Source organism: Streptosporangium sp. NPDC002524, assembly GCF_040295985.1.
Taxonomy (GTDB): Bacteria; Actinomycetota; Actinomycetes; order Streptosporangiales; family Streptosporangiaceae; genus Streptosporangium.
This window is the reverse complement of sequence record NZ_JBEOWK010000003.1, coordinates 170,854-184,271: the sequence shown is the minus strand read 5'-3', so window position 1 is coordinate 184,271 and position 13,418 is coordinate 170,854. Positions and strand designations below refer to the sequence as shown.

Here is a 13,418-nt window from a genome sequence, read left to right as displayed (position 1 = left end):
AGCGGTCCTCGGTCTGTCGGGAGGCGGGGGATGGGGGCGGGGGTCGGGGAAGAGAGGGGAAGAGGAGAGGCGCGCCCGGGTGGTCTCTACGCGGCGAGACGGCCCGGGTACCACTGGCCACGGGCCTCCAGCACCTCGCGCAGCCCCGAGATGTTGTCGGTCATCAGGCCGTCCACGCCGAGGTCGAGCAGGCGTTCCATCACCCCGGTGTGGTTGACGGTCCACACGTGGATCTGCATGCCGAGCGCGTGCGCCGTGCGGATCAGGGCGGGCGTGGTGATCCGCAGGCCGCGGAAGCCCACCGGCACCTGCGCGCACGGCACCCCGGCGCGGGCCAGGCGGGCGAGCAGGCGGCCGTACCCGGAGGTGGTGGCGGCGGCGCGCAGGGTCGCCACGCCGCGCGGGCCCAGCGAGGAGCACACCTCGCGGCCGATCGCGGCGCGGGCCCTGGCGAGCCGTTCCTCGGAGAAGGAGGTGAGGCAGATCCGGTCGTGGGCGGCGGTCCGGCCGATCGCCCTGGCGAGCGGCGCGATGGCCGCAGACTCCTTGACGTCGATGTTGAAGCGCGCCTCGGGCCACGAGCCCAGCAGGTCCTCCATCAGCGGGATCTCGTCCACGCCGCCGATCCGCGCCTCGCGCACCGTACGGTACGGCAGTTCGGCGATCCGGCCCCTGCGGTCGGTCACCCGGTCCAGGGTGTGGTCGTGGAAGGCGAGCAGCACCCCGTCGGCGGTGGCGTGCGCGTCGGTCTCCAGGTAGGTGTAACCGAGCGCGACGGCCCGCTCGAAGGCGGCGAAGGTGTTCTCCCTGCCCTCGGCGGCTCCACCCCGGTGGGCGAAGGGCAGCGGGCCGGGATGGTCGAGGAAGGGGTAACGGCGTCGCACGTGCAGGAGTATGCCCCCTGCGGGCCGGACGCGTCATCGCGGGCAGGTGAACGTTTGGATCACAAGGCGCGGAACGGGACACGCTGACGGCCCTGGCACGGCGACGGCCCTGACGCGGTGACGGTCCCGGCACGGTGATGGCCTTCGTACGGCGACGGCCGTGGCATGGCGACGGCCCTGGCGTGGTGATGACCTCTGTACGGCGACGGCCTCGGCGCGGTGACGGCTTCCGTACGGCGACGGTCCCGGCGCGGTGACGGCTCCGGTAGGGCGACGGTCCCGGTACGGCGACGGTCCCGGTGCGGCCGGACCCTGGGCAGGGCTTTGCCCTGACCTGCCCGTCGCCGTGAATGAACCTGCCCATCGCCGTGGATGATGAGAAATACCTGGTTATCCACGGCGGACCTCGCCGTTCCGCCTGATTTCCGGTCTCCGGGGGCGCGGCGACGCCGAGGCGGAGGTCCGTGAGAACGGGGGCCGCGCATGAGCAAGGGAAGCACGTCCGGACGCCTGGCGAGCGTGAGCGGGTTCACCGACGACCGCCTCGGCGCGGCGGGGTTCCTCAAGCGGAACATGCGGAAGATCTTTCCCGACCACTGGACGTTCCTGCTGGGCGAGATCCCCCTCTACTCGTTCGTCATCCTGCTGCTGACCGGCACGTTCCTGACGTTCTTCTTCAAGCCCGGCATGGAGGAGATCGCCTACAACGGCTCCTACGCGCCGCTCAAGGGCGTCATGATGTCCGAGGCGTACGCCTCCTCGCTGGACCTCAGCTTCGACGTGCGCGGCGGCCTGCTGATGCGGCAGATGCACCACTGGGCCGCCCTGATGTTCATCGGCGGCATGATGGTCCACATGCTCCGGGTGTTCTTCAACGGCGCCTACCGCAAGCCCCGCGAGCTGAACTGGCTGATCGGCGTCGCCCTGCTGGCCCTCGCCCTGTTCGAGGGGCTGACCGGCTACTCCCTGCTCGACGACCTGCTCTCCGGCGCCGGTCTGCGGATCACCGCCGGGGTGGCGCAGTCGCTGCCGGTGGTCGGCACCTGGCTCACCTTCTTCCTCATCGGCGGCGAGTATCCCGGCGACGAGGTCATCGGGCGTTTCTACTCGATACACATCCTGCTCCTCCCGGGCATCCTGCTCGCGCTCATCACTGCCCACCTGATCCTGACGTGGGTGCTGAAGCACACGCAGATGCCGGGCAAGGGCCGCACCAACGACAACGTGGTGGGCGCGCCCACCTACCCGTCCTTCATGGCCAAGTCGGGCGCCTACTTCATGTTCACCTTCGGGATCGTCGCGCTGCTGGGCACCTTCGCCCAGATCAACCCCGTCTGGCTGTACGGCCCGTACAAGCCCTCCGACATCTCGGCGGCCTCCCAACCCGACTTCTACCTGGCGTTCCTGGACGGCTCGCTGCGCCTGATGCCCTCCTGGGAGATCAACTTCCTGGGCTTCACGCTGCCGATGAGCGTGATCGTCCCCGCTCTGGCCCCGCTGGGGCTCATCCTGCTGGGCCTGGTCCTGTACCCGTTCGCCGAACAGTGGATCACCGGGGACCGGCGCGAGCACAACCTCTCGGACCGTCCCCGCAACAACCCGCACCGCACCGCGATCGGCGTGTCGGCGGTCGCGTTCTACGGCATCCTGTGGCTGATGGCCGCCACCGACGTGATCGCCGCGTTCTTCCGTCTCTCGATCAACCAGATCATCCACATCGGCCGGGGCATGGTCTTCCTCGGCCCGGCCCTGGCGTACTTCGTCGCCTACCGGATCTGCCTGGGCCTGCAGCGCCGCGACGCCGACGCGCTCGGTCACGGCGTGGAGACCGGCGTGATCAAGCGCCGGCCCACCGGGGAGTACATCGAGGTCCACGTCCCGCCCATGGAGTCCATCGAGGCCCAGGTGCGGGGCAAGGAGCCGGTCCCGATCATCGCGGGGACGGCCGGGGACGGCGACGGGGACGGCGTCCCAGAGCACGACGGGAAGCACCACCCGATCCGCAGGCTCCGCGCCATGATGAGCAGGGCGTACGGCGGGGACAAGGTCCCGCTCGACGGAGACCGGGAGCCCGGCGACCACAACGGCCACGGCGACCACCGTGGACGCGCGGGCGGTGGCGAGCACAACGGCCATGACGGACGCGACGGACGCGACGGGCGCGAGGGGGCTGACAGTGCCGGGCGCGCGGCCGTCGGGCCGGGGACGGACGAGAACAGGCCGCCGTGACCGGCAGCGGCCGTCTGGCCCCGGCTGTGACTCCCCGGGTCCTCACCGCCCGCTCATTCCTCGGCCGGTCGTCACCGACCGGCCCTCCCGGCGGGTCGTCATCGACCAGCCCTGACCGACCAGCCCTGACCGACCAGCCCTGACCGATCGGCCCTGACCGATCGGCCTTCACCGACCGGCCCTCACCGGCCGACCCTCACCAACCGACCCTCACCGACCGACCCTCACCGACCGACCCTCACCGGCCGTCACTCCTCGGGCGGCACCTTGCCCGACCACTCCTGGCGGCGGGCCTCGGCCACCGCGATCGCCGCCGCCACCGCGACGTTGAACGAGCCGACCCGGCCGACCTGCGGGATGTAGCAGACGCCGTCGGCGGCCTCCAGCAGCGCGGGGGAGCACCCGTGGTCCTCGCTGCCCACCACCAGGCACACGTCCCCGCCCAGCTTGGCCTCGGACAGCGGCACGGCGTCCCCGGTCAGCTCCACCGCGACCACCGCGAACCCGTCCTCCTTGGCGGCCCGTACGGCCTCCAGGACGGGGACCGGCTCCTCCCAGGCCACCAGCCTGTCGGTGCCCAGCGCGGTCTTCTGCGCCTTGGGGTTGGTCGGCGGGGTGGCGTTGCCCGCCAGCCAGATCCGCTCCACGCCGAAGGCGGCGGCCGTGCGGAAGATGGAACCGATGTTGAACGGGCCGGTCACCGACTCCAGGATCAGGGCCAGCCGCCCCTCGGTGTTCCTGCGCCAGGTGCGGTTGAGGCGCTTGACATCGGTCGGGCGCAGCTGCCTGCGCGGGTTCGCCGTCATCGGTCGTTCACCGTTCCTCGTCGTTCCTCGTTCGTGCCGCGTGCATCGTCGTTCCTCGTTCGTGCGTCGTGCGCGTCGCGTGTCTCGCCCGGTTCCCGGTGGGCCGCGCCTCGCCCGCCACCGCACCCCCGGTCGTGCCCGCCCGTTCGTCCACCCACCGCGCCCCCGGTCGCGCTGTTCGTCCACGCCCGCCCTGTCGGCCCGCTCGTGCCCGCCCCAGCCGTGCCGGTGCGCGGCTCGCGGGGGAGCGGGCGCTCACCGCGGCTCCGCCTCCGGGCGCGCCGCCACCCGGAGGATCCGGTACGAGGAGCGGGAGGCCACGCGCTCGGCGGGCCAGCCGCGCTCGTTCAGCCAGCGTTGCAGGGAGTCGGAGCCAAGGTGCTTCTGGACCACCAGGTGGGCGACGCCGTCCGGGGTGAGGCGCGACAGCCAGCGGGTCAGCATCTCGTGCATCGCGGCCTTGCCGATGCGGATCGCCGGATTGGACCAGATGGCCGAGAACCGCACCTCCGGCGGGACCTCGTCGACATGCATCGACCTTACTTTGTCAAGGGAGGCGGCCCTGGCGTTTCTCGCGCACAGCTCGACCGACCTGCGGTTGACGTCCACCGCCCAGACCGTCGCCTCCGGGGCGCGCGAGGCCATCGTGAGCGCGATCGGCCCGTAGCCGCAGCCCAGGTCGAGCAGGTCGCCGCCCCGAGGCGGAGGGGGGACGCTCTCCAGCAGGATCCGGGTGCCCTGGTCGACGCGCTCGGCGGAGAACACCCCGCTGTCGGTCTCCAGTTTCAGATGGAGGTCGGGGAGCACGAGCGTGACCGAGCCGGGACGGCCCGCGGTCTCCGGGCGCTCCTCGAAGTAATGTGCCACGTCGTAGAACGTTACCAACGGCCGGGACCGGCTCAGGGCGGCCGTGATCCCGGCCGCGCCCCTGCCCCCCCAGCCGTGAGCCTGCCCCCCCGGCCGTGACCCTGCCACCGGTCGTGACCCCGGCCGCGCCCTCGGCCCTACCCCCGGCACCCCCGGCACCCCCGGCGGCGACTCCGGTGTGACCCTGGCCGGGACCTGGCCTGCGGAGCCGCTGAGACCCCATGAGCCTCCATGAGCCCCCGTGAGGTGAGCCTGCGGAAAGGCCCGGAAGGCCGCGAGGGAAGGTCAGGGGATCCGCGAGCCCAGCAGCAGGGCCGCCCCGGCGGTCACCAGCCCGGTCAGGATCGCCGCCACCACGAACCACTGGGTGATCTCCTGGTTGACCGTCCGGTAGCCCAGGGAGGTGCCGATCTGCTCGTACACCTGCTTCAGCTCACTGCCCGACTCCGCCTCGTAGGCCCGGCCGCCCGTACCCTCCGACAGGGTCTGCAGGGTGGCCTTGTTCACCGGTACGTTCACGTCGCGGCCGTCGATCGAGACCGTTCCCTCCTGGGTGCCGTAGGCGATCGTGGAGACCGGGACCCGCACGTTCTTGGCCGCGTCGATCGCCTCGGCCACCGAACGTCCCGAGGTGTTGTCGCCGTCGGACAGCAGCACGATCGCGGCCGGGGGCGGGTCGGTCACCGCCTGCTGGTCGAAGGAGCGCAGCGACTCCAGGGAGCTGAACACCGCCTCGCCGATCGCGGTGCCCGCCCGGGTGCCGAGGGTGCCGAGGGAGGTGCCGACCGCCTGGTGGTCGGTGGTGGGCGAGACCACGACCGAGGCGGAACGGGCGAAGGCGACCAGCCCGACGTTGAACCGTTCCGGCAGGTCCGTGACGAACTTCTGGGCGGCCTCCTTCGCCGCGGTGATCCGGTTGGGCTGGACGTCGTCGGCCTCCATCGAGAGCGAGACGTCCAGCGCGATGATGATCGTCGCCCGGTCGCGGGGGATGCGCACCGAGTCGGCGGGACGGGCCGCGCCCACGATCAGCAGGCTCATCATGACGAGGAACAGCGCCGGGGCCACGTGCCGCCGCCAGCCGGGCCCGGCGGGGGCCACCAGCGTCAGCAGGGGCAGGTTGGTGAAGCGCAGCGCGTAGCGGCGCCGGGCGAACTGGGCGGCCACGTAGCCCGCCACGAGCAGCGCCAGCGCGGCGAACAGCCACAGCCAGACCGGAGAGAGGAAGGTCACCGTGTCGCTCCCGACCTCGGGGGCCGATGGGTCAGGTGTGCCATGCGGCGCTGCCGCAGTACGAACTGGGCGATGTCGAACACCCAGTCGCGATCGGTGCGCAACACCAGGTGGGCCACCCCGCAGCGGCGCAACGCCACCTGGTTGGTCATCCGCTGCGCGGCGGCGGCCTCCGCGTACGCCAGGCGGACCCTGGGCGTGAGCTGGATCTCGCGGCTCCGCCCCGTCTCCGGGTCGGTCATGCTGACCAGCCCCACCGGCGGCAGCTCCAGCTCGCGGGGGTCGATCACCTCGACGGCCAGCACCTGGTGGTGGGCGGCCAGCCTGCGGATCGGCCGCTCCCAAGGCAGCTCCAGGCCGGGATCGAGGGTGGGCTCGGGGTCGAGGAAGTCGGAGACGATCACCCGCAGGCCGCGCCGCCGGCGCGCCGAGGCGAGGATCTCGATCGCCTCGGCCAGGTCGGGGGCACCGGCGACGGCGCGGCCCCTGGGGGCGTCCATCAGCGAGTGCAGCAGGCCGTACAGCGCCGGGCGGCCGTTCCTGGCGGGCATCCGGTGGACGTACTCGTCGTGCAGGACGTAGGTGCCGAAGCGGTTGCCGATCCGGCCCGACAGGAAGCCGATCGCGCCGACGGCGGCCACGACCAGGTCGCGCTTCTCCATGCCGGCGGTGCCGAAGTCCATGCTGGGCGACAGGTCCGCGAGGGCCCAGGTCTCCAGCTCCCGGTCGGCGATCAGGTCGCGCACGTGCGGGACGGTCGTGCGGGCGGTCACCGACCAGTCCATCCGCCGGATGTCGTCCTCGCCGGGCACGTAGACCCGGCTGTCGCCGAACTCGCTCCCGGGACCGGGAAGCAGCCCCTGGTACGCGCCCTGCAGCAGCCCGTCCAGGCGCCGGACGATCGTGAGCTCCAGTCGCCGCAACGCCTGCTCGGCCGTACTCAGGTCAGGATCGCCGGTGCCTTCGAGGCCGGTCACCGGGGGCCCTGGTTCCAGACGACCAGCGGCGGCGGCACGGCGGCGAGGATCTGGCGGACCACGTCCTCGGGGTCGATCCCGTCGGCGATCGCGTCGAAGGTGAGCATCAGCCGGTGGGACATCACGTCCACCGCCACGTCGCGCACGTCGTCGGGGAGCAGGTAGTCGCGGCCGCGCAGCAGCGCCAGGCCGCGTCCCGCCGCGACCAGGCCGAGGGTGGCCCGGGGGCTCACGCCGATCTCGATGTTCTCCTGTAGCTCGGCCAGGCCGTACTCGGCGGGGGAGCGGGTGGCCATCACGAGCCTGACCACGTAGTCGGCGACGAGCTGGTGGACCGAGACCTGGTCGGCCATGGCCTGCAGCGCGGCCAGCCGCGCGGGGTCGAGCACCGGCCTGGGGGTCGGCGGGGTCACGCTCATCCGGTGCAGGATCTCCAGCTCCTCGTGGGCGCTGGGATGGGTGACGCGGACCTTGAACAGGAACCGGTCGCGCTGGACCTCGGGCAGGGGGTAGACGCCCTCTGACTCGATCGGGTTCTGGGTGGCCAGCACGATGAACGGCCTCGGCAGCGGGTGGGTCTCCCCGGCCAGGGTCACCTGCCGCTCGGCCATGACCTCCAGCAGCGCCGACTGCACCTTGGCCGGGGCCCTGTTGATCTCGTCGGCGAGCAGGAAGTTGACGAACACCGGGCCGAGCTCGACGTCGAAGGCCTCGCGGGAGGGGTGGTACACCCGGGTCCCCACGATGTCGCTCGGGACCAGGTCCGGGGTGAACTGGATGCGGGCGAACTCGCCGCCGACCACCGTAGCCAGGGTCGAGGCCGCCAGGGTCTTGGCCACCCCCGGCACCCCCTCCAGCAGGCAGTGGCCCCTGGCCAGGAGCGCCACGAGCAACCGCTCCACCATGTGCTCCTGCCCGACGATGACCCGCCGGACCTCGGCCAGGGCGTCGCGCAGCAATCCGGTGTCGGTCTCGCTCGGCAGTTCTTCGGCGACGGTCATGTCGGTATTCCATCAAATGAAAAGGCGGCTCGCACGACGGGCCCGCTCCGTATTTCCTGACAGTGCCCGCCGCGTGCCCGCCGCGTGCCCGCCGCGTGGACGTGACATGCCTGCCGCGTGCCCGCGGGGCGTCCCCGGGGGGTTCCCGCGTGTTCGCGGGGCGCCCGCCCGCGTGCCCGCCGCATGTCCGTGCCGTCCGTGATGTGCGTGACATGCCTGCCGCGTCCCCCGGGGGCTTCCCGCGCGTTCGCGGGGCGCCCGCCCGCGTGTCCGTGACGTCCGTGACGTCCGTGACGTCCGTGACGTCCGTGACGTCCGTGACGTCCGTGACGTCCGTGACGTCCGTGACGTGCCCGAGAGGTGTCCATCGTGTACCCCGGTTACCCACAGGGTGTTCCCGGTGCTCGCGGGGCCACTCCGGTCGTGCTCGCGGGGCAGCCCCCGTGTATTCGCGGGGCCGGTCCCCGGCTCACCCGTGAGGCCGGTCCCCGGGCGCCCGCAGGGCGCGGTGTGATCGGCGGGGTGTGCTTTCATGTCAGACGTGGCCACTCCACTCCAGTACGGTGACCCGCCCCAGCTGGGCCCCTTCCTCGTGCAGGCCCGCCTGCGCGTGGGACCCGCCGGGCTGGTCTACCTCGGGCTGGCGCCCGACGGCCGGGCCGTCTCGGTCGCGGTGCTGACCAAGGGGGCGGCGCTCGACCCGGCGGCCCGCGACCGCTTCGTCACCGGGGTCCGCGACGCGACGGCGAGCCGTACCGGCGTGCGGGGCTGGATGGCGTGGGCGACACGCGCGCGCACCGCCGTGGCCGACACGGTCCCGCAGGTGCTGGCGATGGACGGCGGGAGCGCCCCGTGGGTTGCCACGCCGTACGAGCCCGACAGGGCCGGGGCGGAGCGGTTCCTGGAGCCGGTGCTGGTCAGTGGCATGCTGATCGGCGAGCAGCACGGCCCCGACTTCGCGCCGCACTGGGTGGGCGACCGTTCGCCCGCGCTGCCCGCGCCGCCCAAGGGCGCGCCGCCGCCGACCGAGACCCGCAGGTCCGTGATCATCGCCGGGGTCGTGCTGACCGTGCTGCTCGTGCTGCTGGCGGCGATGGTCTGGTTCCTGCTGCGCAAGGAGGACGACTTCGAGCCGTTGCCGAAGCCGTTGCCGCCCACCGTGTTCGTGCCGACCCCGCCGCCGGTCCCGGCGACCCCCGAGCCCGGCCAGCCCACCCCGTCGCCGTCGCCGAGCCAGAGCGGGACCGGCACGCCCGGCCCCGAGGAGGGCGACGAGAACGAGGGCGAGCCCATCTAGAGCCCCGTCCGAGGGCTCCGTTCGAGGGCCCCGTCTGAGAGTCGCGTCCGAGGGCGCCGTCCCGACCGGCCCGAGGTAGGCCGGCCCGGCGGGCTCGAAGTGAGCCTGCCGGGTGTCCGAATGAAGCGATGACAAGCGATTCCGTGGATTTTTCCTGCCCGGCTACTCGTTTACGAGTACTCCTGTTTGACTAGATCCACCTACTCGTGTTTGAGTAGTCGCATGAGTAGTACACGACTGTTCATCCTGGGGGCGCTGGCCCGCCGGGGGCCGATGCACGGTCACCAGATCCGGCAGAGCGCGCAGACGGACCGGACCGAGCTGTGGACCGACATCAAGGTCGGGTCCCTGTACGGGGCGCTGCACCGGATGGAGGCCGAAGGGGTGATCGAGACGGTGCGCACCGAGCAGCAGGGCAACCTCCCGGCGCGGACCGTCTACGCGATCACCGAGGACGGCGGGCTGGAGCTGGAGTCGCTGCGCGAGGCGGCCCTGCGCGACACCCGCCTGCGGCCTGATCCGGTGGACCTCGCCCTCCAGCTCAGCTCCGACATGGGCGAGGGAGAGCTGCGGGCCGTCATCGAGGACCGGCACCGCAAGCTCACCGCCGAGCTCCAGACCTGGCAGCGGCTGAGAGAGGTGGCCACCCCCCACCTCCGCGGCCTCGAACCGCTCGGCTTCGACCACACCCTCGTCCGCCTGCGGGCGGAGATCACCTGGCACGAGACGCTGCTCGGGGAACTGCCCCGGCTCCTCGGCGCCCCCGGAGGACCTCCCGGGAAACCCTCAGGCGACGCCGAAGGCCACGAGGGCGACGGCAAAGGCGACGAAGGCGAAGGAGCCTGACATGCCCGCGAAACCACTCGACGTCCTCGTCGTCGGAGGCGGTATAGGAGGCCTGGCGCTGGCCCAGGCGCTCCTGCCCTCCGGGGCGAACGTCCAGGTCTACGAGCGCGAGCACGACGCCGCCGACTGGGTGCGGGGCTACCGCATCCACCTGAACCAGGTCGGCAGCCGGGCGTTGCACCGGTGCCTGCCGGGCCCGCTGTGGGAGGCGTTCCTCGCCACCTCCGGCCACCCCGGCCCCGGCTTCGGCTTCCACACCCATCGGCTGCGGGAGCTCGTGTTCGTGGAGGAGAGCGTGATGACCGGCGGGGCCGCCGACCCCTCGGACGGCCAGTACGCGGTCAGCCGCACCACCCTGCGCAGGCTCCTGCTGGCCGGGCTGGAGGGCGTCGTCCACCACGGCAGGACTTTCCAGCGTTACGAGGTGAGGCCGGACGGCAGGATCGTCGCCTTCTTCGCCGACGGCACCTCGGCCACCGGGGACGTGCTGGTCGGCGCGGACGGCGCCAACTCTCGCGTACGCGGCCAGTATCTGCCGCGGGCCCGCCGCGCCGACACCGGCGCGCTCGCGATCGGCGCCCGGCTGCCGCTGGACGACCGGGTCCGCGGGTGGCTGCCCGGAAACCTCGCCGACGGGCTCAACCTCATCCTGCCGCCGAGCGGGAGCGCCATGTTCACCGCGGCCTTCAACGGCAGGCGCAGGGCGGAGAGCCTCCTCGCCCGGAGGACGGGGCCCGATCCCGCCCGCGAGACCGGGTCCGCCGCCGGGGCCGATCCCGCCTGTGAGACCGGGTCCGCCGGAGCTGATCCCGCCCGCGAGACTCGGTCCGCCGCCGGAGGGACCGGCCGCGCTACACGGGAAGGGGACCCCGCCGACCCGGGGACCGGCCTCGCCGCCTTCGGGCTCGACCTGAGGTCCCTGGCCGACGATCTCCAGGACTACGTGCTGTGGGCCTTCGTCGCCCCCCGCGGGACCTATCCGGCCGGGGCCGCGGACCTCGACGGCGACGGGCTCAAGGAGCTGGCCGGGACGATGACCTCCGGCTGGCACCCCGCCCTGCGCCGCCTGGTCGCCGAGGCCGACCCGGCCAGTGTCCAGCTGATGCCGTTCAAGACCTCCGTCCCCGTCGGCCGGTGGCCCGCGACGCCGGTGACGCTGCTCGGGGACGCCATCCACAGCATGACGCCCGCGATGGGCTTCGGCGCCAACACGGCGCTGCGCGACGCCGTCCTGCTGGCGAGCAGGCTGACGGCGTTCCAGCGGGGCCGGGGCACCCTGACGGGGGCCATCGGCGACTACGAGACCCGGATGCGCGGGTACGGCTTCGGCGCCGTCCGCACCTCCGCGAGGTTCGCGGAGTTCATGATCTCCGGTAGTCCTCTCGTCCGGCGCGGCGCGATGTCCTGGTTCCGCCTGTGCGCCGCCCTGCCGCCGGTCAAGCGGATGAGCTTCGGCCGCCTGTGGACCGGCGACGCGCCGGGGGAGACGGCACCGGCCGGGGAGACCGCGGCGCGTCCCTGAACGCGGCCGATCCCGGGATCCTCACCCCATCCCGTGAGGCGGGCGCGTCGTGTTCTCCGTCCTCTCTCCCCGGGCATTTGGCCGCCGCCCTCATGAGAGGGGTCTCGCGGGGTAGACGGCCGGTCGTGAGCGAACTCCGGCAGAGCGACCCCGCCGAGCCCGGCATCCTGCGACGGCGCAGGGGCAGGGGATTCAGCTATCACTACTCCGGCGGCACGCAGGTGCGCGACCGCCGTGTCCTCAAACGGATCAGGGCGCTGGCCCTGCCGCCCGCGTGGACCGACGTGTGGATCTGCCGGTCGGGGGACGGGCACATCCAGGCGACCGGCACCGACGCCGCGGGACGCCGCCAGTACCGCTACCACGACGTCTGGCGCGTGGAGCAGGACCGGGCGAAGTTCGACCGGGTACGGCGCATGGCCGAGCGGCTGCCGATGTTCAGGGAGCGGGTGGCCGAGCACCTGGGACAGCGCGGGCTGACGCGCGAGCGGGTGCTGGCCACCGCGGCGCGGATGCTCGACATCGGGTTCTTCCGGGTGGGCGGGGAGTCGTACGAGTCCTTCGGGCTGGCCACGCTCCGGATGGAGCACGTCACCTGCTCGGCGGGGCGCGTCACCTGCTCCTACCCGGCCAAGGGGGGCAAGCCCAGGGAGCTGGAGATCGTCGACGCGGACGTGTGCAAGGTGATCACCGCGCTGCACGACGCCGCGGACGAGGGGGAGCTGCTGCGCTACCGGAACGGTTCCGGCTGGGTGGACGTGCGCAGCGACGACATCAACGCCTACCTGCGCGAGACGCTCGAGACCGAGGCGTCCGCCAAGGACTTCAGGACCTGGCACGCGACGGTCCTGGCCGCCGTGGGACTGGCCGTCTCCTCCCGGGCCCGGTCCAGGACCGGCAGGAGGAGGGCGGTCACCCGGGTGGTCGCCGAGGTGGCTGGCTACCTGGGCAACACCCCGGCCGTCGCGCGCGCCTCCTACATCGACCCGCGCGTCATCGACGCGTACGACAGGGGCAGGACCGTCGCGCGGGCGCTCGACCGGCTGGGCGCCGACACAGGGTTCGGGCAGCCGGCCACGCACGGCACCGTGGAACGGGCCGTCATCTCCCTGCTGGGCGGGAGCCGGGGGCATGATCGGTGACGGGGTGGGAATGTCCGCGGTCGAGGTTGTGACCTGCGAAGAGGAGAGGTGATCACGCCATGCCGGCACGCGAGGAGATCCCGACCACCCTGCGGCGTTCGCCGAAGAAGGCGCAGGAGACGTGGATCAAGGCTCACGACTCCGCGGTGGAGACCTACGGGGAGGGGGAGCGGGCGCACCGCACGGCGTTCGCCGCGCTGAAGCACTCCTTCGAGAAGGTCGGCGACCACTGGGAGCCGAAGGGTCACAAGGGGCCGTCCGACGACCGCGCCGCCCGGGGCGGGCTCAGGGGCGGCAGGAGCGCCGAGGGGGTGGACGCCAACGCCTCCAAGCGGCACCTGTACGACGTGGCCAGGCGCCTGGACGTCAAGGGGCGGTCCACGATGTCGAAGGAGGAGCTGGTCGAGGCCATCGGGAAGGCGAACCGGCGGGCCACGGCGAAGGCCCGCTGAGGCCCGCTGAGGTCCGCTGGAGCTCCTGAGGCTCCTCTGAGGCCCGGGTGGGGGCTCGGCCGACGAACGAGCCCCACCCAGGGCGCGGGCTCGCCGAGGTCCCGAGTAACGGGTGGCTCGCCCGGGGGCGGCTGTCCGCTCTCGGGTGAGGTATCGCCGCGT

Annotated in this window: 12 protein-coding genes; 6 read left to right on the top strand and 6 right to left on the bottom strand. The window is 72.6% G+C overall.

Annotated elements, in window-relative coordinates; all coding sequences use genetic code 11:
- Positions 1 to 86: 86 nt before the first annotated feature.
- Positions 87 to 884 (bottom strand): glycerophosphodiester phosphodiesterase family protein, encoded by a 798-nt coding sequence (locus ABT053_RS05780; RefSeq protein WP_350967716.1) that lies wholly within the window; start codon positions 882 to 884, stop codon positions 87 to 89.
- A gap of 483 nt (positions 885 to 1,367) precedes the next feature.
- On the opposite strand from ABT053_RS05780, the gene qcrB reads away from it, so the two are divergent.
- Complete coding sequence (gene qcrB / locus ABT053_RS05775) at positions 1,368 to 3,113, top strand: cytochrome bc1 complex cytochrome b subunit (protein WP_350967715.1); 1,746 nt, start codon at positions 1,368 to 1,370, stop codon at positions 3,111 to 3,113.
- A 248-nt stretch (positions 3,114 to 3,361) separates the two neighbouring features.
- Here the strand turns inward: qcrB and ABT053_RS05770 are convergent, their stop codons facing one another.
- The 5 genes from ABT053_RS05770 to ABT053_RS05750 all read right to left on the bottom strand — a co-directional run bounded on the left by ABT053_RS05770 (position 3,362) and on the right by ABT053_RS05750 (position 7,997).
- Complete coding sequence (locus tag ABT053_RS05770; protein ID WP_350967714.1) at positions 3,362 to 3,919, bottom strand: TrmH family RNA methyltransferase; 558 nt, start codon at positions 3,917 to 3,919, stop codon at positions 3,362 to 3,364.
- A gap of 255 nt (positions 3,920 to 4,174) precedes the next feature.
- Complete coding sequence (locus ABT053_RS05765; protein ID WP_350967713.1) at positions 4,175 to 4,786, bottom strand: class I SAM-dependent methyltransferase; 612 nt, start codon at positions 4,784 to 4,786, stop codon at positions 4,175 to 4,177.
- Positions 4,787 to 5,071: 285 nt separating this feature from the next.
- Positions 5,072 to 6,019, bottom strand: a complete 948-nt coding sequence (locus ABT053_RS05760) for a VWA domain-containing protein (protein ID WP_350967712.1) — start codon at positions 6,017 to 6,019, stop codon at positions 5,072 to 5,074.
- Positions 6,016 to 6,996 carry a DUF58 domain-containing protein gene (locus ABT053_RS05755; RefSeq protein WP_350967711.1) on the bottom strand — a complete coding sequence of 327 codons (981 nt, stop codon included), beginning with the start codon at positions 6,994 to 6,996 and terminating at the stop codon, positions 6,016 to 6,018. The genes ABT053_RS05760 and ABT053_RS05755 overlap by 4 nt, the downstream gene beginning before the upstream one ends.
- On the bottom strand, positions 6,993 to 7,997 hold the full coding sequence (locus tag ABT053_RS05750) for an AAA family ATPase (protein ID WP_350967710.1): 1,005 nt from the start codon (positions 7,995 to 7,997) through the stop codon (positions 6,993 to 6,995). The genes ABT053_RS05755 and ABT053_RS05750 overlap by 4 nt, the downstream gene beginning before the upstream one ends.
- A 532-nt stretch (positions 7,998 to 8,529) precedes the next feature.
- On the opposite strand from ABT053_RS05750, the gene ABT053_RS05745 reads away from it, so the two are divergent.
- The 5 genes from ABT053_RS05745 (at position 8,530) to ABT053_RS05725 (ending at position 13,256) form a co-directional block, all read left to right on the top strand.
- Complete coding sequence (locus ABT053_RS05745) at positions 8,530 to 9,294, top strand: hypothetical protein (RefSeq protein ID WP_350967709.1); 765 nt, start codon at positions 8,530 to 8,532, stop codon at positions 9,292 to 9,294.
- A 222-nt stretch (positions 9,295 to 9,516) separates the two neighbouring features.
- Positions 9,517 to 10,140, top strand: coding sequence for a PadR family transcriptional regulator (locus ABT053_RS05740; RefSeq protein WP_350967708.1), 624 nt, complete (start codon positions 9,517 to 9,519; stop codon positions 10,138 to 10,140).
- Position 10,141: 1 nt separating this feature from the next.
- Complete coding sequence (locus ABT053_RS05735) at positions 10,142 to 11,662, top strand: FAD-dependent oxidoreductase (RefSeq protein WP_350967707.1); 1,521 nt, start codon at positions 10,142 to 10,144, stop codon at positions 11,660 to 11,662.
- 125 nt (positions 11,663 to 11,787) lie between these two features.
- Entirely contained in the window at positions 11,788 to 12,804 is a 1,017-nt protein-coding gene (locus tag ABT053_RS05730) for a DNA topoisomerase IB (protein WP_350967706.1), read from the top strand.
- A 59-nt stretch (positions 12,805 to 12,863) separates the two neighbouring features.
- Complete coding sequence (locus tag ABT053_RS05725) at positions 12,864 to 13,256, top strand: ChaB family protein (RefSeq protein ID WP_350967705.1); 393 nt, start codon at positions 12,864 to 12,866, stop codon at positions 13,254 to 13,256.
- The last annotated feature ends 162 nt before the right edge of the window (positions 13,257 to 13,418 follow it).